The following is a 20,378-nucleotide window of genomic DNA, read 5'->3' on the forward strand; positions in this document are numbered from 1 at the left end:
AACCGCTGACGCACTTGCGTCAAGCGGTTACCGAAATTGGATCATGTCCCGTCGTTTCTTCAAGTCAGGAGCACCGCAGGGCTCCCCCGCTTAGTGATTGGGAGAGTTGGCATACTTCCGAACCTCAAGTCTGGCAATGGCGCGATTGTGCACCTCGTCCGGACCGTCGGCGAGACGGAGCGTGCGGATGTGGGCGTAGTCCTTGGCAAGACCCGCCTCGTCCGAGACACCGGCGCCGCCGAAGGCCTGGATCGCCTCGTCGATGATCTTCAGCGCCATGTTGGGCGCTGCGACCTTGATCATGGCGATCTCGGCCTGCGCGGTCTTGTTGCCGACCTTGTCCATCATGTCGGCGGCCTTGAGGCAGAGCAGGCGCGTCATCTCGATGTTGGTGCGGGCTTCGCCGATGCGCTGCTCCCACACGGAGTGCTCGACGATCTTCTTGCCGAACGCGGTGCGGGAGGACAGCCGCCTCACCATCTTCTCCAGCGCCTCCTCGGCCTTGCCGATGGTGCGCATGCAGTGATGGATGCGTCCGGGACCGAGCCGGCCCTGCGCGATCTCGAAGCCGCGGCCTTCGCCGAGCAGGATGTTCTCCTTCGGCACGCGCACGTTCTCCAGCAGCACCTGGGCGTGGCCGTGCGGGGCGTCGTCGAAGCCGAACACCGGCAGCATCTTCTCAACCTTGATGCCGGGTGTGTCGAGCGGAACCAGGATCTGCGACTGCTGCTGGTGCTTGGCCGCCTTGAAATCGGTCTTGCCCATCAGGATCGCGATCTTGCAGCGGGGATCGCCGACGCCGGACGACCACCATTTGCGGCCGTTGATGACGTAGTGGTCACCGTCGCGCTCGATGCGGGTTTCGATGTTGGTGGCGTCGGAGGACGCCACCGCCGGTTCCGTCATCAGGAAGGCCGAGCGGATCTCGCCGTCCATCAGCGGGCGCAGCCATTTGCGCTTCTGCTCCTTGCTGCCGTAGCGGATGAACACCTCCATGTTGCCGGTGTCGGGCGCGGAACAGTTGAACACTTCCGAGGCCCAGCTGATGCGGCCCATCTCCTCCGACAGCAGCGCGTATTCGAGATTGGTCAGTCCCGCGCCGCGGAATTCGTCGTCCTCATGCTCGGACGGCGGCATGAACATGTTCCAGAGGCCTTCGGCCTTCGCCTTCTTCTTGAGGTCCTCCAGGATCGGGATCACCTTCCAGCGCTCACCGCTGTGATCCTGCTGGTCGTAGATCGGCACCGCCGGGCGCACGTGCTTGGCCATGAAGGACCGCACGCGGTCGAGCCATTCCTTCTGCTTGGGGGACAGATCGAAATCCATGGGACGCTCCTCGTCTCTCTTGTGCGAGCCTGCTGCTTCGCGGGCTGTTTGCGCCGGACTGTCCTCCCGTTGCGTGCGGCCCGCAAGCGCGGGCTCGCGGACGCTTCGGAACCAGGCTCGAGTTGCGAACGAGTCCCGATTGCGGATTGACATGTCCGGCCTTCAAACGATAGTTTCATACAAGCGTTTGAATTGCAACTCCCTCGCTCACGACGTCGTTCCGGGGCAGCCCGCAGGGCTGAACCCGGAATCTCGAAATGTGGTGCGAGATTCCGGACGCGACGCCTCGCGTCGCCCCGGAATGACGGGAAAAGAACCATGGCCAGCGATCATACGAGGTCTGCCATTCTGACCGCCGCCGAACGGCTCTATGCCGATCGCGGCTTCAGCGACGTGACGCTGCGCGACATCGTCGCGGAGGCGGGCGTCAACCTCGCCGCGGTGAACTATCATTTCGGCTCGAAGGACGAATTGATCGCGGAATTATTCGTCACCCGCTCGATCGCCACCAACCGCGAGCGGCTGCGCGAATTGAAGGCGGCGGAAGAGCAAGGCGGCGGCCGCGCGCCGATCGAGGTGATCCTGCGCGCGCTGGTCGGGCCGACGCTGCGCGGCTGCCTCGGCCCTGAGAACCAGCGCTCGACCGCGGCGCGCTTCATGATCCGCGCCTCGATCGAATCCGTGCCGCCGATCCGCCGCATCAAGAACCGCGAGATCGACCATCTGCGGAAATTCGCCGGCGCCATGCGCCGCGCCCTGCCCGAGCGCAGCGACGTCGACATCTACTGGGGCCTCAATTTCGCGCTCGCGATGGCGCATCACACCATCCGCGAGAGCGAGCGGCTGACCAAATTGTCGGAAGGCAAATGCGACCTCGACGACGTCGAGGACGTCGTTGCCCGCGTGGTCAGCGTGGCGACGATGGCACTGACGGCGGGGCGGGCGGAGTCGAAGGCGCCATCAAAGGTGGCGGCGCGTTAGCGCGGATGGGCGTTGACGGAACGGAACTGGAAGCCGCATTCGCGGTGCGCTCCCTCGTCCCGTTCTTACGGGGAGAGGGCTGGGGTGAGGGCCTCTCTCCACACGTGCGGTCTTCGGGAGACCTGTACCCCCTCACCCGGATCGCAGGAGCGATCCGACCTCTCCCCGCAAGCGGGGAGAGGTGAAGCAAGCGTCATTCACCTCACGTCAGGCGATGTCGTCTATCTGATCGAAGAATAATTGCTAGGCGAGCTATGCCCGCTGCGGCATCTCCTCGGCCTCTTCCTTGGCGAGCAGCAGCAGCATCTCGATGCCCATCTCGCCTTCCTGCGGCGAGCGGATGAACTTTATTTCGTCGGCGCTCTGCCGCAGCGCGGCAATGATGGCGACGGCCTGATTGGCGGTGGCCGCCTCGGTTGCAAGAATGGACTTCTGGTTCTTGGCCTGAAACCCGATCGTGTAGGACATGCACTTCCCTCCCCGAACTCCGTGGAGAGATCGAATCAGAGTCGCGCTCAAAGCGGAAGCCGGTGCGACTACGGACCGGACTTATCTGGGGATGGCGGCCGGGATCAGGTCGTGGTCGGTCCGGGATAGAGTTTCCTGATCCTCGCCGCTGTCGCCCGGCCGACCACGAACGCCTCGGCACAACCGTCCAGACTGATGTGCATGGTGTCACGATCGACGGTCTCGATCTCTCGGATCCGGTGGGTATTGACGATCAGGGACCGGTTGATGCGCAGGAAAGGAGGCGTCGGTACCTGCGCCTCGAACCTGCCGAGCGACTGTCCGACGAGGATGGCCGGACTGTTCGCCACGAACACGCGCGTGTAATCGCCCTCGGCACGCATCGCGGCGATGCAATCGACGCGCTGGATCAACGTCCGCGTGTTGGTCCTGAGACGAAGCGCGGGCGCCTGACTCCTGAGAAGAGCCTGCCGTGAAGCTCGTGCCTTTTCCAGCTTCGTCACCGCCTCGGCCAGTCGTTCCGGATCGATCGGCTTCAAGAGATAGTCCAGCACGGAAAAGTCGTAGGCCTTCACGGCATAGCGATCGTGAGCGGTGACGAAGACGACGTCGGGCCGTTCCTGCAGATCCTGCAGCAGATCGAACCCGCTGCCGCCATGCATTTCGATGTCCAGGAACAGCGCATCCGGCCGTTCGGCGCGTATCAGCTCCATGGCAGTCTTGAGCGAAGCGGCTTCGCCAACGATCTCAAGCTGCTTGTACCCACCGAGCAGCCGACGCATTCCACGCCGGGCCAGGGCCTCATCATCGACGATCGCTACGCGGAGCACGGCTCACCCCGCAGTTGCAGTCCGGCGGTCACCGTGTCGCCGATCTGGCGCAGGCTGAATTCGTGCCGGCCCGGATAGTGCAATTGCAGCCGCCGGTTCAGCACCGACAGACCGACGCCCGGACTGCCGGCCACCTCCCAGTCGGGCCTCAACAGCCCCGGGCCAGTCACACATATCTGGAGGCCGCAATCACCGACCGCCGCCCGGATCGCGATATCGACGGGCGCGCGCCCGGTATTCAGGCCATGCTTGACGGCATTCTCCACCAGCGGCTGCAGCAGAAAGCTCGGCACCATGAGCCGGCGCGCCGGCTCGCTGCATTCCAGCCTGTAGTCCAGCTCGGGGCCGAACCTCGCCTTCTGCAGTTCGAGATAGGAACGAGCCGCGTCGAGCGCAGAGGCGAGCGAGGTGACGGTACGGTCGCGCTGATCGAGCGAATAGCGCAGATAGGCCGCCAGCTCACGAACCATACCCACCGCAGCGTCAGGACGATCCGGTATCTCGACGGCTATGCCGTTCAGCGCGTTGAACAGAAAATGCGGATCGAGCTGATGACGCAAGTGACGGAGCTCTGCCTTGAGAGCCTCGTACTCGGCTGCCATGACGCGCTGCTTCTGGTGGTGGACGGCAAGCTCCGCGGCGGTCCAGAACTGCGCAAACCTCCAACTCGCAAACACGATGATGTAGTAGACCCAGGGTGCAACCCACGACTGGAGGGGCCCCCAATTCGGCACAGGCCAGCCGGTGACCGCCGTCACCAACCTGACCCAGCAGGTCAACAGGAACGCAGCGCCAACGCACAGCAGCGTGTTAACGAGAATGGTCCTGACGACGTCGGAGCCGGCCTCGAAGGTGCTGCGCAAGAGCACCGGCCGGAACGCAAGCGCGAGCGGCAGCGTCAGCGGATCGACCAGCAAGCTGATCACGAAGGCCCGCTGGAAGTCCTGAAAATGGGCCATGCGCACCAGCGTGCCAAGAGCCGTCAGCAGGCAGAGGCCGACGATTCCCAGGAGCCATGAGCGCTGCCCCCTCATCGCGTCAGGCCAACCGAAGTAACGCATCCCGATCATCCACCACAGCCTGAGCCGGAAGATATCCCGGGCGCGCTGCCTTGTCCCCCAACCCGAGGCCGATTCATCGACGATTTGGCCCGGTTCGTCGAATCACGATGGCGACCGTCCCTCCGGTGTTGTGTTGTCGCCCCGGATTCACCCGGCCGGTCACAAGCCTCCGGTACCGTGGGATTAGAGGGAAGAGACGCGTTGGTATACAGAGATAAAGTTTCGCGCTTCCGGCCCTCCGGCGCGCTGCTGTCGATGACGGCGCTGGCGACGATCTGGAGCGCCAGCCCGGCTGCGGCCAATTGCGACGTCACCTCGTCTCCCAACACCGTGTCGTGCACCGTCGACACCGTGACCGTCCACAACACCAACACCGACGCAGCCACCCCGTCGTCGAACGACGACACCCAGCAATTCACCACCGGCGGCAACGTCACCGGCCAGATCGCCAACGGCGTCACCGTCGGCGGCTACGGTCTCTTGATCGAAACATCGCAGAACGGCGCGGGCATCACGTTCACGAACAACGGCGCCGTCAATCAGACCTCGATCTTCAACACCGGCGCGATCGCACTCTATTCCAGCACCGGTCCGATCACCTACGACAGCTCGACAACGAGCGTCGTCGGCGCGACCACAGTCGCCGGTGTGATGCTGTTCTCGCAAGACAGTGCCGCGACCGGCGCCCTCACAGCCCATGTGAACGGTACGGTCACCAATACCGGATCGCTCGGCTCGGGCTACGGCGTCCTGCTGCAGTCCCAGGCAGCAGTCGACATACTGGTCGACGGGAACGCGGCGATCACCGGTCGCACGGGCATCGGGGTCTTTGCGTCCACTGCGAACAGCGGGGCGGGAAACATCACGGTCAGCGGCAGTGGCGACATCGTCTACACCGACCCCAGCGGCGCTGGCATCGAGGTCGGCCATGGTGCCAACGCCGGCACGGTCACGATCAATCATACCGGCTCCATCACGGGTCCCGGCGGATCGGGCGGCAACAATATCGGGATCAGCCTCGCGAGCAACGGCACCGGTGGCGTCTTCGTCACAGGGACGGGGGTCATCAGCAATGTTCGAATCGGCCTGCTGGCGATCGGCTCGGACGATTTCACTATCACGCCGGGCGCCAGCATCACTGCCGCAGGCCTCGGCATCTCGATCGTGGAGAGCGGCTCCGGCTCCGTGAACGTTACATCCGGACACGACATCACTGCCGGCGGCGGCGCGGCCATTTCGACGAGCAACTTCTCCAGCGGCAACCAGACCATCACGGTGACGGGCGGGACACAGTCCGGCCGCTCGTCGGCGGTTACGCTCTACGGCGGCGGTTCGGGCAACATCACCTTCAACATGACCGGCGGCACCCTGCTCTCCTCGACCGATCTCGGACAGGGCGGTCTCAGTCTGGATCAGCAAGGCACGTGCAATGCCACGGTGTACCAGACCGGCGGTTCGATCGGGCTTGCCGCCACGCCGATCGTCGGCACCGGCATTCTCGCCCACACCAGCGCCGGCACCATCGACATCACGACGGCCGACGTCTACGCGACGCTGACCGCCATCCGTGCCGCGTCGAGCGGCAACGGAAGTGTCACCATCGCAACGAACGGAGTGGTGCGCTCGACGAACGGCTCGGCCATCGTCAGCACCGCCAATTCCGGTGCCTCGACCATCACCAATCGCGGCTCTCTGTTCGGCGCCGGTTCTGACGCAGTCGTGCGGGCCACCTCAACGGGCACGATCTCGATCGACAACGCCGCCGGCGGCATCATCGCGAGTACGCTGGCTGCGCCGGAAACGCGCTCGGCGATCCTCGCCACGAGCGGCTCGCAGCCCGTCACCATCACCAACAGCGGCAGCATCTACGGCCTGATCTCGCTCGGGAACGGATCCAATACGATCACCAATGCCGGGACCTGGAACACGACCGGCATCAACTATTTCGGAGCTGGAAGTACGACCTTTTCCAACACCGGCATCCTGAACGCCGGCAACGGCACCCAGTTCAACAGCGGCACGCTGGCATTCACCAGCACGGGCACCTTCGTTCCTACGGGCACCGTCACGATCGATGGAAACCTTAGCCTCGGCGGCATTTACCAGGTCAAGCTGGCCTCCAGCGGAGCGGACAAGACGGTCGTCTACGGCACGGCGACGCTGACCGGCGGCATCGTGCGCGCGGTCCAGCTCGGCGGGGGCTTCGTGGTCGGTCAGAACTTCGTGATCCTGACGGCGACCGGCGGCCTCAGCGGCACGTTCAGCGGACTGGACCTGTCCGGCTCGATCAAGGCTCATCTCGATTACGACGCCAACGATGTTTTCATCACGGTGGACCGGGTGGCCCTCGCCGACGCGCTCCCCAACGGGACCATCAACCAGCGCAACGTGGCGGGCGGCATCGACGCTGCCTTGAACGGCGGCGCGCCCGCCGGCGGCTTCGCGCCGATCTTCTCGCTCACGGGCCCTGCGCTCGCGTCCGCGCTGGACAGCCTGTCCGGCGAGGTGGCGACGGGCGCTGCAACGACCGCCTTCCAGTCCATGAACGGCTTCGTCTCGCTTCTCACCAACACCGGCCGCTCCGCCTTCGGCGGCCAGGGCGCACATGGCGGCGCCATCGGCTATACCGAAGAACCCCGCCTTCCGCCCGCATTTGCGTCGGCCTATGCGGCAATCTCCCCGGCCCGCGCCTCGAGAGACCCCGCATCCGCGATCGATCGACGCTGGGCCGTGTGGGGCGGGAGCTATGGCAGCACCGGCAAGGTCAACGGCGAAGGCGTTGTCCTCGGCTCGCATGACGTGACGCCGCGAACCTATGGCGTGGTTGCCGGCGTCGATTATCGGGCCAGCGCGGACACGGTGCTGGGATTCGCCTTGGGTGGCGGCGGCACGAACTGGGGCCTGAGCAACGGCCTCGGCAACGGGCGGAGCGACGTGTTTCAGATCGGCGCCTATGGCACGCACAAGGCCGGAGCTGCCTATCTGTCCGCCGCGCTGGCCTATGCCTGGAACGGCATCAGCACGAACCGCAGTGTCAACCTCGCCGGCGTCGACCAGCTCAATGCGCGCGTCAACGGGCAGACCTTCGCGGGACGCATCGAGACGGGTTACCGAATGTCGACGCAGCTCGTCGGCATCACTCCCTATGCCGCCTTGCAGGGACAAAGCTTCTCCACGCCGGCTTACAGCGAGAGTTCGGCATCGGGAACGGGCGCATTCGCGCTCGCCTATGCCTCGCGCAGCACCGGCACGCTTCGGACCGAGCTCGGAAGCCGGTTCGACAAGACAGTTGCCTTTGGCACGGATGCAACGCTGTCCCTGCGTTCGCAGTTCGCATGGGTGCACGACACCAATACCGAGCGGGCCGTGGGCGAGGTGTTCCAGGCACTGCCCGGATCGACCTTCACCGTCTACGGCGCGGCAGCGCCGAAGGATTCCGCCCTGCTGTCCTCCGGCGCCGAGCTTCGCTTCGTCAACAACGTGACGCTCGGCGCACAGCTGAACGGAGAATTGGGAGGGAGCGCACGCGGCGTCTCCGCCCAGGGCTCGCTGCGCTACGCGTGGTAGCGCAGCACGGCGCCCTAAATAATCCCCTGCTGCTTCAGCTCATCGATCTTCGCGGCGTCAAAACCGAGCTTGCCGCCGAGCACCTCCTGGGTGTGTTCGCCGAGCAGAGGCGGAGCGCGGTATTCGGTGATGGGGGTGCCCGAGAGGGTCAGCGCGTTGCGGATCAGCGAGAGCTCGGGCTCGAACTTGTGCTGCGTCTTGACCCGCATGCCGCGCGACTGCACGTGCGGATCGGAAAACACCTGCTCGAAATTGTTGATCGGGCCCGAGGGCACGCCGGCCTCCTCCAGCTTCTCCAGCCAATAGGCCACCGGCTGCTTTAGGAACAGGCCGGCGAAGATCGCCATGATCTCCTTGCCGTGCACGACGCGGTCGTTGTTCTTGAGGAAGCGCGGATCGTTCGCCAGCTCCGGCTCGCCGAGCACGGCGCAGGTCTTTCGGAACTGGCCATCATTGCCCACCACCAACATCAATTCGCCGTCGGTGCAGCGGAACACGCCGGCCGGCATGCCGCCATTGCCCCAGGTGCCGCGCCGCGGCGGCGTCTTGCCGTTGACGAGGTAGATCTGCAACCAGTGCGACAGCGACGCGATGACGGTGTCGAACAGGCAGACGTCGATGTGCTGACCCTGCCCGTGATTGACGTCGCGATGGTACAGCGCGGAGAGAATCCCGATCGAGGTGTTCATGCCGGTCATATAATCGACGATCGAAGGACCGACCTTCATCGGGCCCTCGCCCGGCTCGCCGTCCATATGGCCGGTGACGCTCATCAGGCCGCCCATGGCCTGCAGGATGGCGTCATAGCCGGCGCGCGGCGCATAGGGGCCGGTCTGGCCGAAGCCGGTCACCGAGCAATAGATGATGCCGGGGTTGATCGCCTTGATGGTCTCGTAGTCGAGGCCGTAGCGCTTGAGATCGCCGACCTTGTAGTTCTCCATGAAGACGTCGACGTCCTTGGCCAGCTCGCGGATGATCGCCTGCCCCTCGGGCTTGGCGATGTTGACCGTGACCGACTTCTTGTTGCGGTTGGCGCAGAGGTAGAAGGAATTGTTGTTGTTGGCCTTGCCCTCGGGGTCGGTCAGGTAAGGCGGGCCGAAGGCGCGCGCATCGTCGCCGGTGCCCGGCCGCTCGATCTTGATGACCTCGGCGCCGAGATCGCCCAGCATCTGCGCCGACAGGGGCCCGGCGAGCACGCGGGTGAGGTCAAGGATCTTGATGCCTGAGAGCGGCAAGGCCGACATGTCGATTTCCTCCGGGGAACTGATCTTTGGCGCGGCCGCCCGAAGCGGCCCGCGCTCCTGCCGATACCACCATTTTGGCGCCCTGAGCACTGCACTGGCGGCATGCGGCCATCTGCTGCCGGGCACGACGGGATTGCCATCAGCACTTTCCGCGCCGCGAATATCCGTTCAGGTGACGGGCGCCGCCACCGCCCGCGGCCGTCGCCGTCCGAGCAGGACCAGGATCAGCACCGTGGCGCAGGAAAATACCAGGGTGAGACCGAGCGCGCCGCGGCTGCCGAACTGCGTGAGCAGGCCGACGAGGAGCGGCGGCGAGATGGCGGAGGCGAGATTGAGCGGCAGCGCGATCATCGACATCGCCTTGGCGAACTCGGCCTGATCATAGAACACGAGCGGGATGGTGGCCCGCGCCACCGCCATCGCGCCGCTGCCGGCGCCGTAGAGCAGGATGAAGGCCGCGACCGCCCAGGTCGCGCCCTCGCTCAGCATCAGCAGCAGCATGGCCGCGGGCAGCGCCGTGCCGGCGACGAGACCGGTCGTGATCCCGTCCCACCGCCCGCCGCCGAGCAGATCCAGCCCGCGGGCGCTGACCTGGATCACGCCCAGCATCGAGCCGAAGGCGAGTGCCTGCGCCGGCGCCAGCCCCTCGGCCCGCAAGAGCTCGATCAGGATGGCGCTGATGCCGAAATTGACGAAGGCGTTGAGCGTGATCGCGGTGACGACGAGGCCGAACGTGCTCCTTGAAATCGCGGGCGGCGGTGACGACTTGACCGGCTCGCCGGCATCATCCGCCACGATCTTCCGGCGCGGCGCGACGAACGCGTAAAGCGGCAGGCTGACGACGAGCAGCATCGCGGCATAGACGAGGCACGTCCCGCGCCAGCCGAGGTGGCCGCTCAGGAATGCGGTGGTCGGCCAGAAGATGCTGCTGGACAGGCCCGTCACCAGCATCAAGGCCCCGATCGCGTTCTTGGCCTGCCGCCCGGCGATCTCGTTCAGCATGATATAGGCGCCGGTCGACAGCGTGGCGCTGCCGGCGACGCCGAGGACGATCCAGGCGGCGAAATACAGCATCGGCTCGCGCGCGAGGGACAGCAGCAGAAAGCCCGGCGCGGTGCCGATGGTGCCGACCATCATGACCGTCCGGGCGCCATGGCGCGCAAACGAAGCGGCGAGCCACGGCGCGCACAAGCCCATCGCGACGTAGAGAACGGAGGTCCCGGCGAACACCGCCGGCAGGCTCATGCCGAGATCGGCGGCAAGATCGCGCCCGACGATGGCAGGAAGCCCGATCGTGCCCCATCCGATCAGTTGCGTGATGGCAAGCACCAGCAGGACACCGATCAGCCTGCCGTCAGATTTCAAGAATTGCATTCCGGAGGTCGCCTGCCTGCCGGGCTCAGATCGCGCGGCTCACATCTCTTAGCGGCAGATCGCAGGATCGAGGAATGTAAGTTCCGAATGGGAAGAAGCCGCATTCGCAGAGCCAGGAAGCGCCGCCCGATTGACACGGACTATTCTCTGGTCCATTTTATGGAAAGTTCAAAAGGGACAATGAGATGCGAGTCTCCGTCACCGAGGCCAAGGGACAATTGACCGATCTCGTCCGCCGGGCAGAAGCCGGCGACGAGGTGATCCTGACGCGACACGGACATCCTGCGGTGCGGCTCGTTCCGATCAAGCTTCCGCCGGACCTTACGACCCGCCGCGCGGTGCTCGAGGCTGCGCGCAAGAACGGCGCAGCCAAAGCTCTTCCCGGCCCGGATGCGGCCCGCAGCCAAGACTTTCTTTATGGTGACGACGGACTGCCGGAATGATCGCGGTCGATACGTCGGCACTGATGGCGATCGTGCTCGACGAGCCGCAAGCCAATGCCTGCATCGCTGCCCTGGAGACCGCTGACGAAATCCTGATCTCTGCCGCCACCGCTGCCGAGAGCCTGATCGTCGCTGCGCGCCGCGGCGTGCACGAAGAGATGCAGAATCTGATCGCAAACCTCGGCTTCAACGTGATTTCGGTGACCCGAGCCTCCGCTGAGCGCGTAGCGCAGATCTACTCACGCTGGGGCCGAGGAATCCATCCTGCGGGCCTCAACTTTGGCGATTGCTTCGCCTACGATGTCGCCAAGGAGAATGGCTGCGCGCTGCTCTATGTCGGCGATGACTTTGCACAGACCGATATTACCGCGGCCGTGTAAGTCGAGCGTGAAGCGCTGCGGTGTCTTGCGCGCCGGATTCAAAGAGCTGAGAGCTTGCCTGCCGGCATCACGCAGTGTGGCCGGGATCAACGTGCTTCGGGGTCTTCTTGTCGCGCTGCGGGGTCATCCTGGCCGGATCCGGCGCACCGGGCACGCCGCGAGGACCCAGCTGCTCGCGCTGGATGTCGTCCGCGGAGCGGGATGGCTCGACGCCGTTGGGCTCACGGGGCTTGGTCATCGCGTCTCCTTCTCAAGCGTTGTCCCTCTTACGCGTTGTCCTGGACGCCGAGCGCGTTGCCGCCAGCCTCGCGGCCGGGCACGCTGACCTGGACTTCATGTCCCTCACGCAGCGCGAGAGAAGCCGCGGCAACTGCGGACTCGAATGCAGCTTCCTTGGTGGCATAGGTGTTCCTGACGTCGCCGTCGTGCAGCACGCCCCATTCATCCTTCACCGGCACGATGGCATATTGAGCAAGGCCCATGTCGAACTCCTGAGTTTCAGAAACCGTCTGCCCCGATAACGCGCCGGCGGGCTTAACGTTGCGTCAGCTGCGGATGCGTGGCAGTCACGCGCCACACCGTGTTGCCGCTGTCGTCTGCGACCAGCAGCGCGCCTGATTTGTCGATGGCAACGCCGACCGGGCGCCCGCGCGCCTGGTTGTCGCCGTTGAGGAAGCCGGTCACGACGTCCTGCGCCGGTCCGTTCGGCTTGCCGTCCTTGAACGGCACGAACACCACCTTGTAGCCGTTCAGCACCTGCCGGTTCCAGCTGCCGTGCTCACCGATGAAGGCGCCGCCGCGATAGGCGGCCGGCAGACCGGAGCCAGTGTTGAACACCATCCCGAGCGGCGCGACATGCGAGCTCAGGGCATAGTCCGGCACGATCGCCTTGGCGACGAGATCGGGCCGCTCCGGCTTGACGCGGGGATCGACGTGCTGGCCGAAATAGCTGTAGGGCCAGCCGTAGAAGCCGCCGTCCTTCACCGACGTCATGTAATCAGGGACGAGATCGGGACCGAGCTCGTCGCGCTCGTTCACCACCGTCCACAGCGCGCCGGTCTGCGGCTCGAAGCTGAGCCCGTTCGGATTGCGCAGGCCGCTTGCGAAGATGCGCCAGCGCCCGCTGGCGCGGTCGACCTCGAGGATCGCGGCGCGGTTGTGCTCGGCCTCCATGCCTTTCTCGGTGATGTTGCTGTTGGAGCCGACGCCGGCATAGAGCTTCGAGCCGTCCGGACTGGCGACCAGGCTCTTGGTCCAGTGATGGTTGATCGGCCCGCCCGGCAGCGGCGTCAGCACCGTGCCCGGTGCGGTGATCCTGGTATCCCCTTCGGCGTAGGGATATCTGACGATCGCATCGGTATTGGCGACATAGAGATCGTTGCCGACCAGCGCGACGCCGAACGGCGAGTTGAGATGGTCGAGGAAGACGCTTTGCGTATCCGGCACGCCGTCGCCATTGCCGTCACGCAGCAGCGTGATGCGGTTACCCGGCCCGGAATCGTTGCCGCCGGAGGTCGCCCAGGACTCGATGAATCCCATGATGAGCTCCTTCGGCCGCTTGATCGCAGCCCCTTTCGGGGCCTTGGATTCCACCACCAGCACGTCGCCGTTGGGCAGCACGTAGAGGAAACGCGGATGCTGCAGGCCGGTGGCGAAGGCCTTGACCTGCAGGCCCTGCGCCACCGTCGGCGTCTCGCCTTGCTTCCAGCCGACAATGCGCGCGATGTGGACTGGCGGCAGCAGATATTGCTGGATGTCGGGAAGCTTCGGGTTGGCACCGATCTGCGCCTGGGGATCGCCGCTGCCGTCGTCGCAGGCGGCCAGAAGCAGCAGCGAGGAGCACAACAGCGCGCGGGTAAGCGTCGATGTCATCGCGCAACTCCCACGCCGTGGCGATAGACCATGGCCCAGCCGAGCCAGCCGGTGACGGGCAGGATCAGCACCGTGATCACCGACAGAACGAGCCCCGTCGGCCACACCGAGGTCCAGCCATCGCGGGCATGGATCAGCGTGTTGACGATCGCGAGGATCAGCGCCACGGCATTTCCGATCAGATGCGGCCAGGCCGGCGTCTGCGCCCGCACCAGCCGGTTGCCGAGGAAATCGGTTAGGCCCGCGATCGCCGCCAGCACGCCGAAGACGACGCCAGCGAGCAGAAGCCAAGCGGAGAAATTCACCCACATGATCTCGGCGCTGGCGACATAGGCGATGTCGGTCAAGAGCGCCCCGACGAAGCACGTCATAGGTATCGGCACCAGCATCGGATGAATGGGATGCCCCGCGATCTGCGCGGTCGTGCGCACGCGCACGTCTTCCTGCACGGTCGGCCTCGTGATTTCGTCCTGCCCGACCGGCCAACTCGTGCGCGGCGCGATGGTTCCTAGGTGCGGGTTCCCAGGCGCGTCAGGCCCAGCCGTTGGCGAACCTCGTCATCCTCGATCGCCTGATCAAGGCGCCGATCACCGCGAGCCTTCTTGCCGGCCTCGAAATCTTCAGCGAACGTCTCGAGCGCCCGAAACGCATCCCCGGCGCTCCGTGCCGTCTCGATGTGAGCGATCGATCGACCGTTGACGGTGAGATCGGCCTCGCCCCAAGGGGTGGCGTCGATCTCCAGTCGGTCGCCTCCGGCATTTGCGGTAAAGTGCTGCACGGTGGATTTCGAGGTCGGCAGCGTGAGATCCGGCGTCCAATCGATCGGCTTGTCGGTCATGTCGTGGTCTTTCCAAGATACGACCGACAGATAGACCATCGGGTGCGCGCCGGATTGATCTGGATCAGGCTCGACTCTGGATTCGGGCGATCGGCGCCTCCGTGTTGAGGCTTTGGCATGGCTGGACCACGGCTGCGTCGGTCGCCACGATCCGCACCTGCACGTCCCTGGGTTTTGCCAGATAGGGCGATGAGGTGACCAGGACATCGGCGCCGGCCTCGGCATAAGCCGCAGCGTTCGCCGCATTGATCCCACCAGCCGCAGCAATGATCGGACGGGCGCGCGTGTAGGCCATGGACGCGATGCGCTTGACCAGGGCGGCGACCTCGGCTGGCGAAAACTTCTCGGCCTGGATCACGTCGAAGCCGGCGACGGCCGCGGCCAGGGCGGCATCGGCCGTCTTGACCTCGATCACGAGCTTCTTCTCCGGTGCCGCCCGCCGCAAGCGTTCGGCCGCCTGGAACAGCGGCAGTTCGCCGAGAAAGGCGCGGTGCTCGGGAAACACCAGCACGGTCTCGGACAGGCCGAGCCGATGCATGGCGGCACCACCCGCTTTGACGGCCGCCACTGCAAATCGCTTGGTGCCCGACACGTTCTTGCGGGTGCAGGCAACCGCAATTTGCGGGGCGACCGCCCTCGCCGCGCCGACGATGGCGCGGGTCTCGCTGGCGACACCGGACCAGATCTCGATCAAGGTCTAACGCTCCAATGCGTCATGGGCAAATTTGGGCTAGCTCCAGCAATCGATATCCTTTCGGAGCCAAGTAGCGAAAGATGTGTCCCTCACCCTGGGAGAGACGCTCGACAAGGAGGGGGCGCGTGGTCCTCTCACCGTCCTAGGAATGAACAGGCCCGGACGGCGCCACATCCAAGCGAACCGCGATCCCGGCCAGATCCGGGCGCGGCGCCGGATAAAGCATCATGACGAGTGGATCGTGACCTGGAACGATATGGTCGGCACTGGGCGCCGCGGCGCGCAGCTTGTCGAAGCCGGCCAGCATGTCGCCGATATGGAACGCCGTCGTGAACGGACGCTCGCTCGTCATGTTCTCGTAGAAGTGGCTGACGTCGGAGGCGAGCACGACAGGGCCGCGGCGGGTGTTGATGCGGACGAATTGCAGCCCGGCGGAATGTCCGCCCGCCGCATGGACCGTCAGCCCGGGCGCGATCTCGGCGTCGCCGTCGTAGAACAGAACCCGGCGCGCATAGTTCAGCCGCACGATCCCGCAGATATCCTCGACCTCGAAGGAATGCGACAGCCGGGGATAGTGCATATAGCGGCCGGTCGCGTAGGCGAGCTCGCGCTCCTGGAGATGAAACCGAGCGTTCGGAAACCGGTCGAAATTGCCGGCATGGTCGTAGTGCAGATGGGTGAGGATCACGTCCTGTACATCGGCAGGATCGACATCGAAAGCGCGCAGCGTCTCCACCGGGCAGCGCAGGAAAGTCCGCCTGCGCTGCTTGGCGACGTCCGAGTTGAACCCGGTGTCGATGACGAAGGTGCGCCCGCCTCCCCGCGCCAGCCACATAAAGTAGTCCATCGGCATCGGCCCGTCATGCGGGTCGCCGCCGATGAAGTGCTCGCTGCGCTGGGCATCGCGCGTAGCGTAGCGGATGGCGAAGAGTTCGTAGTCCGGGGCGGCCATGGGACAATTGCTCAGGAGCCGGCCGCGTCGACCTCGTTGAAGGCCTCGCGCGCGTTGCGGAAGGCGTCGATGCCTGCGGGCACACCGCAATAGACCGCGACCTGGAGCAGGATCTCCTTGATCTCCTCCTTGGTCAGCCCGTTCTTCAGGGCGCCCTTGACGTGCAGCTTCAATTCGTGCGGACGGTTCAGCGCGCCGAGCATGGCCAGATTCACGATCGAGCGCGTGCGCCGGTCGACACCGGGCCGCGTCCACAAGGCACCCCAGCAGAACTCGGTCGACCATTCCGCCATGGTGCGCGTGAACTCATCGGCTCCGGCGATCGACTTGTTGACGTAGTCCTCGCCGAGCACCTCTTTACGAACCTTGAGGCCCTTTTCGAACAGTTCGGTCTTGCTCATGATCGTCCCTTTCAGGTCTTGAGAGCTTTAGTTTGAAGTAGCGTGGTGCGATGCCGGCGGCGGCCGAAGCGATCGCAGGAGAGCGCCGACGTCATCGGCCGCATTGAGCCGCCATATCGCATCGATGACACGGTCCGCGTCCCAGCCGCTGCGGCCCGCGCGCACGCCGTCACGCAACTTCGCCTCGATGTCGCGATCTGACAGCGGCGCGGCCTGGCTGCCGCGCGGCGAAATGACGGTCTCGGTGAGCACTTCGCCGGTCGACAAGCGCAATGTGACACGCGCGGCGCCGTCGGGCATCTCGCGGTCGAGCTCCGCCCTCACATTTTCCCGCAATCGCGCGATATCGGGCCGGATCACGGTCTCCTGCTCGAACTCGGTGACACCGGCCCTTCCGAGGAAGAGTCCGCACGCCACACAATGATGGATGCTGACGCGCGCATCGCGCGCGTTGTTGACCGGGCGGTCGCCGCGGGCCAGCAGCAGCGCCGAGCCCTGCACGATCACCGATTCGATCTGGTCGACGCGCCCGCCAACTCGCTCGCGCAACAGCAGACAGGCGTCGATCACCGCGTGAAACACGATGCCGGCGGGATACGGCTTGTAGGTATTTTTCGCGATCTCCCAGGTTCTGCCGAGACCATCGAACAGCCGCGTGCGGTCGAGTTCGTCTCCCATGGTGCGCGCCCACCCAAGCGGACCCTCGAGGGCAAGGGGCGCGGCCTCATAGCCTTGCTGCGCCAGCAATGCGGCGAACAATCCGTTGCGCGCCGCGTTGCCGACGCTGACATTCTTGGCAGCACTCGGAAGATTCTCGACATTGCCGGCCGACTGGCTCGCCGCAATTCCGATCGCGTTCGCAATCCCATCTTCCGAAAGGCCCAGCAGCTTCGCGCACGCCGCCGCCGCGCCGAAAATTCCGCAGGTCGAGGTGATGTGCCAGCCGCGCGCGTAGTGATGCGGCGACACCGCATTGCCGATCCGGCACTCGACGTCGACACCGAGAATGAACGCCGTCAGCACCTCGCGCCCCGAAGTTCTGCGCGCCTCCGCCAGCGCCAGCAAGGGCGCTGCGATCGGTGCCGCCGGATGAATGATCGTGTCGGGGTGAGTGTCGTCGAAGTCGAGCAGATTGGCTGAGACGGCGTTGAGGAACGACGCGCACATCGCATCCATCCGCTCCGAATGGCCGATGACGGTCGAGGTCGCCGTGCCGCTGAACGGCGACAAGGTACGCATCGCGGCAATGACCACAGGATCGCGCGCAGAGAGCAGCGCCGTCGCGAAGAAATTGAGGATCGACCGCCGCGCTTCCAGACTCTGCCCTTCCACCTCCACCCAGGATGAGACGGCGACGAAATCAGCGAGCGTCCTGCTCACACTCGGAATCGAATCTTGCGGCACGCGGGGCGTCTTCCTCGTTTTGTTCGACCTTATGCCGATCCGCGGCAAACTGTCGACCCCAAATGTTATGCTTGACAGCTTGTCTGACAATCATAACAATCGGCCCCGTTGGCGCGGGATGCCCTCGCCGCAACGATTGCGGCCGACGAGCGCGATCGCGAAACGACCGACAAGATCAAGAAGGCGGGCCCCGTCACGGGATCTGCGCGACAGGGAGTGAACGATGGCGGGAGAAACGCTCGGCGTGATCGGCACGGGCCGCATGGGCGGCCCCATGGCGGGACGATTGATGGACGCGGGCTATTCGCTCGTCGTCTACGACACGCAGGCCGAGGCCACCCAACCGTTGGTCAAGCGCGGCGCGCTGCTCGGCAAATCGCCGGCCGACGTCGCCTCGCGCGCCGATATCGTGCTCGCGAGCCTGCCGACGCCCGACATCGTCAAGGCGGTGACGCTCGGCCAGGACGGCATCAGCAGCGGCAACCGCGCCAAGATCGTCGTTGACCTGTCGACCTCGGGTCCTGGCGCGGCCAAGCTGGTCGCGGAGGGCCTGAAAGCCAAGGGCATGACGCTGGTCGACGCGCCCGTGAGCGGCGGCATCAAGGGCGCGGTCAACGGCACGCTGGCCGTGATGGTGTCCTGCCCGCAGGCGACCTACGAGACCGTGCAGCCGATCCTGAAGAACTTCGGCAAGCTGTTCTACACCGGCGACAAGCCGGGCGTGGCGCAGACCGCCAAGCTCGCCAACAACTTGATGGCGGCGGCGGCTCTCGTGATCACCTCGGAGGCCGTCGCGATGGGCGTCAAGGGCGGCGTCAACGCCAAGGTGCTGATCGACATCATCAATGCCAGCAGCGGCCGCAACAGCGCCTCCGAAGACAAATTCCCCCGCGCGGTGCTGCCCGGCACGTTCGATTTCGGCTTCACCACTGGCCTCTCCTACAAGGACGTTCGCCTCTGCGTGGACGAGGCCGAGGCTATGGGCGTGCCAATGGTCTGCGGCGCGGTGGTGCGGCAGATGCTCGCCATCACCAACGCCAAATACGGTGCTTCATCCGATTTCACCTCGATCGCCAAAGTGCTCGAGGAGTGGGCCGGAGTGGAGATGCGCGGCTGATCGCGCAAGCCGTCAGGGAGAGAAACCCGCGATGACGATCGGCTCGACCGGATCAGGCAAGGTATCGCTCGCGCGCCAGATGGCGCGGCGCGCGCTTGCCGTCGATCTCGGCGATTTCGGACCGGACGTCGTCGCCAAGGCCAAGCTCTGCCTGCTCGATTTCATGTCCTGTGCCTTCGAGGCCGGGCAGCATCCCTGGAGCCGTCAGGCCGTTGCGATCGCGCATGTCGGCGGCAGCGCGACCATCATCGGCAACGCGCAGCTCTTCTCGCCGGCCGACGCCGCGTTCGCCAACGCCGTGATGGGGCACGGCCTGGTGCGCGAAGACATGCATGCCGCCAGCATCGCACACCACGGCGTCGTGATCTGGCCGGCTCTGCTTGCACTGTCCGAGCAGGTGCCGCTGCACGGCGCCAGGCTGCTCGCTGCTGCCATCGTCGGCTACGAGACCGGCGCGCGGATCGGCCGCGCGCTTTTGACCTCCGACCTCGCGCGTCTCTATCGCCCGACCAGCCTCGTGGCCCCTCTGGGCGCGGCACTCGCGGGAAGCTATGCGCTTGGGCTGTCCGAGGACCAGGCCACCAGCGCCATCGCGATCGCGGCCAACACCTGCGGCGGCCTCAACGAATGGCCGCATGCCGGCGGCTCGGACATGTATTTCCATCCCGGCTTTGCCGCCGGCAACGCGATCAGGGCCATCGGCCTTGCCGCCGCCGGGGCGTTCGGCTCCGAGACGATCATCGAAGGCGAAGCCGGCCTGTTCGCCGCCTACCGCCGCCAGGCCGCGCCTGACGGCATCGCGCTGTTCCCGAACGGCGCGTGCGAGATCATGGCGGTCTACAACAAGCCGGTCCCCGCCTGCAATTTCGCCCAGACTGCCGCGCAAGCCGCGCTTCGCGTCGCGCATGAGCTCACCACCCCCCAGGAGATCGATCGTGTCGTCATCCGCGCGCCGGATGCCGCGGTCCGCTATCCCGGCTGCGATTCCCTCGGCCCTTATCGCAACGCGCTTCAAGCCAAGATGAGCATCCCGTTCAGCGTGGCGGCGACGCTGGCGCGCGGCGAGATCGAGGAACAGAACTACGCTGGGCTCGATGATGCCGACATTATCCGCCTGGTCGCGGTCACGGAGCTGAAGGCGGATGCCGGCTTCACCGCCGCCTTCCCGGGCAAGCAGGGCGCGGAGGTGAGCGTGCGGCTGCGCGACGGCCGGACCATCCGGCACGCTTTGCCCGACGTCATCGCCGCGACGCCCTCGGATGTCCGCGCGCGCTTCCGCGCTGCCGCCGCACGGGTTCTCGGCGAGGACCGCGCGGACCGGCTCGAACAGCTTATCGGCGACTGCGAACATTTGGGCGACGCCAGCGTGATCGCCGCGCAGTGCCGCCTGGACGCAACGGAACGGGCTTTACGATCGGCATCATGA

General features: G+C 65.5%; 20 protein-coding genes and 1 pseudogene. 6 read left to right on the plus strand and 15 right to left on the minus strand.

Annotated elements, in window-relative coordinates; all coding sequences use genetic code 11:
- Positions 1-90 precede the first annotated feature (90 nt).
- On the minus strand, positions 91-1,326 hold the full coding sequence (locus WI560_RS19025) for an acyl-CoA dehydrogenase family protein (protein WP_257180580.1): 1,236 nt from the start codon (positions 1,324-1,326) through the stop codon (positions 91-93).
- A 318-nt stretch (positions 1,327-1,644) separates the two neighbouring features.
- On the opposite strand from WI560_RS19025, the gene WI560_RS19030 reads away from it, so the two are divergent.
- Positions 1,645-2,307: a TetR/AcrR family transcriptional regulator gene (locus WI560_RS19030; protein WP_375304387.1), complete on the plus strand. Its 663-nt coding sequence runs from the start codon at positions 1,645-1,647 to the stop codon at positions 2,305-2,307.
- 252 nt (positions 2,308-2,559) lie between these two features.
- Here WI560_RS19030 and WI560_RS19035 read toward each other — a convergent pair whose 3' ends face one another.
- From WI560_RS19035 to WI560_RS19045, 3 genes are all read right to left on the minus strand, one after another.
- The gene (locus WI560_RS19035) at positions 2,560-2,775 is read right to left on the minus strand and encodes a hypothetical protein (RefSeq protein WP_028137066.1); all 216 of its coding nucleotides are present in this window, start codon (positions 2,773-2,775) and stop codon (positions 2,560-2,562) included.
- A gap of 104 nt (positions 2,776-2,879) precedes the next feature.
- Positions 2,880-3,557 (minus strand): LytR/AlgR family response regulator transcription factor, encoded by a 678-nt coding sequence (locus WI560_RS19040; RefSeq protein WP_375304388.1) that lies wholly within the window; start codon positions 3,555-3,557, stop codon positions 2,880-2,882.
- Positions 3,558-3,592: 35 nt separating this feature from the next.
- Positions 3,593-4,675 (minus strand): sensor histidine kinase, encoded by a 1,083-nt coding sequence (locus WI560_RS19045; RefSeq protein ID WP_375304389.1) that lies wholly within the window; start codon positions 4,673-4,675, stop codon positions 3,593-3,595.
- A 75-nt stretch (positions 4,676-4,750) separates the two neighbouring features.
- Between WI560_RS19045 and WI560_RS19050 the strand changes: the two genes are divergently transcribed.
- A complete protein-coding gene (locus WI560_RS19050; protein WP_375304390.1) occupies positions 4,751-8,233 on the plus strand; it encodes an autotransporter domain-containing protein in 3,483 nt (1,160 codons plus the stop codon).
- A 14-nt stretch (positions 8,234-8,247) separates the two neighbouring features.
- Here WI560_RS19050 and WI560_RS19055 read toward each other — a convergent pair whose 3' ends face one another.
- Both WI560_RS19055 and WI560_RS19060 read right to left on the minus strand, forming a co-directional pair.
- Positions 8,248-9,477 (minus strand): CaiB/BaiF CoA transferase family protein, encoded by a 1,230-nt coding sequence (locus WI560_RS19055; protein WP_375304391.1) that lies wholly within the window; start codon positions 9,475-9,477, stop codon positions 8,248-8,250.
- Positions 9,478-9,645: 168 nt separating this feature from the next.
- On the minus strand, positions 9,646-10,851 hold the full coding sequence (locus WI560_RS19060) for an MFS transporter (protein ID WP_375304392.1): 1,206 nt from the start codon (positions 10,849-10,851) through the stop codon (positions 9,646-9,648).
- 185 nt (positions 10,852-11,036) lie between these two features.
- Here WI560_RS19060 and WI560_RS19065 point away from each other — a divergent pair, with 185 nt between their 5' ends.
- Positions 11,037-11,294, plus strand: coding sequence for a type II toxin-antitoxin system Phd/YefM family antitoxin (locus tag WI560_RS19065; protein WP_257195941.1), 258 nt, complete (start codon positions 11,037-11,039; stop codon positions 11,292-11,294).
- On the plus strand, positions 11,291-11,674 hold the full coding sequence (locus WI560_RS19070; RefSeq protein WP_375304393.1) for a type II toxin-antitoxin system VapC family toxin: 384 nt from the start codon (positions 11,291-11,293) through the stop codon (positions 11,672-11,674). The genes WI560_RS19065 and WI560_RS19070 overlap by 4 nt, the downstream gene beginning before the upstream one ends.
- 67 nt (positions 11,675-11,741) lie before the next feature.
- Here WI560_RS19070 and WI560_RS19075 read toward each other — a convergent pair whose 3' ends face one another.
- The 9 genes and pseudogenes from WI560_RS19075 to WI560_RS19115 all read right to left on the minus strand — a co-directional run bounded on the left by WI560_RS19075 (position 11,742) and on the right by WI560_RS19115 (position 17,811).
- Positions 11,742-11,912, minus strand: a complete 171-nt coding sequence (locus tag WI560_RS19075; protein WP_375304394.1) for a hypothetical protein — start codon at positions 11,910-11,912, stop codon at positions 11,742-11,744.
- 28 nt (positions 11,913-11,940) lie between these two features.
- Complete coding sequence (locus WI560_RS19080) at positions 11,941-12,156, minus strand: hypothetical protein (protein ID WP_375304395.1); 216 nt, start codon at positions 12,154-12,156, stop codon at positions 11,941-11,943.
- 52 nt (positions 12,157-12,208) lie between these two features.
- Positions 12,209-13,546 carry a PQQ-dependent sugar dehydrogenase gene (locus WI560_RS19085; protein WP_375304396.1) on the minus strand — a complete coding sequence of 446 codons (1,338 nt, stop codon included), beginning with the start codon at positions 13,544-13,546 and terminating at the stop codon, positions 12,209-12,211.
- Entirely contained in the window at positions 13,543-13,995 is a 453-nt protein-coding gene (locus tag WI560_RS19090; protein ID WP_375304397.1) for a DUF2231 domain-containing protein, read from the minus strand. The genes WI560_RS19085 and WI560_RS19090 overlap by 4 nt, the downstream gene beginning before the upstream one ends.
- A 59-nt stretch (positions 13,996-14,054) precedes the next feature.
- Positions 14,055-14,384, minus strand: coding sequence for a hypothetical protein (locus tag WI560_RS19095; RefSeq protein WP_375304398.1), 330 nt, complete (start codon positions 14,382-14,384; stop codon positions 14,055-14,057).
- A 64-nt stretch (positions 14,385-14,448) separates the two neighbouring features.
- Positions 14,449-15,081: pseudogene (locus tag WI560_RS19100) on the minus strand (ModD protein); the annotation flags it as partial.
- 139 nt (positions 15,082-15,220) lie between these two features.
- Positions 15,221-16,030: an N-acyl homoserine lactonase family protein gene (locus tag WI560_RS19105; protein WP_375304399.1), complete on the minus strand. Its 810-nt coding sequence runs from the start codon at positions 16,028-16,030 to the stop codon at positions 15,221-15,223.
- A gap of 11 nt (positions 16,031-16,041) precedes the next feature.
- Positions 16,042-16,431: a carboxymuconolactone decarboxylase family protein gene (locus WI560_RS19110; RefSeq protein WP_008557256.1), complete on the minus strand. Its 390-nt coding sequence runs from the start codon at positions 16,429-16,431 to the stop codon at positions 16,042-16,044.
- 27 nt (positions 16,432-16,458) lie between these two features.
- Positions 16,459-17,811 carry an MmgE/PrpD family protein gene (locus tag WI560_RS19115; protein WP_375304400.1) on the minus strand — a complete coding sequence of 451 codons (1,353 nt, stop codon included), beginning with the start codon at positions 17,809-17,811 and terminating at the stop codon, positions 16,459-16,461.
- A gap of 247 nt (positions 17,812-18,058) precedes the next feature.
- Between WI560_RS19115 and WI560_RS19120 the strand changes: the two genes are divergently transcribed.
- Positions 18,059-18,952, plus strand: coding sequence for an NAD(P)-dependent oxidoreductase (locus WI560_RS19120; RefSeq protein ID WP_375304401.1), 894 nt, complete (start codon positions 18,059-18,061; stop codon positions 18,950-18,952).
- Between the two features lie 31 nt (positions 18,953-18,983).
- Positions 18,984-20,378, plus strand: coding sequence for an MmgE/PrpD family protein (locus WI560_RS19125; RefSeq protein WP_375304402.1), 1,395 nt, complete (start codon positions 18,984-18,986; stop codon positions 20,376-20,378).

This window comes from Bradyrhizobium sp. A11, assembly GCF_042077125.1.
Classification (GTDB): domain Bacteria; phylum Pseudomonadota; class Alphaproteobacteria; order Rhizobiales; family Xanthobacteraceae; genus Bradyrhizobium; species Bradyrhizobium japonicum_B.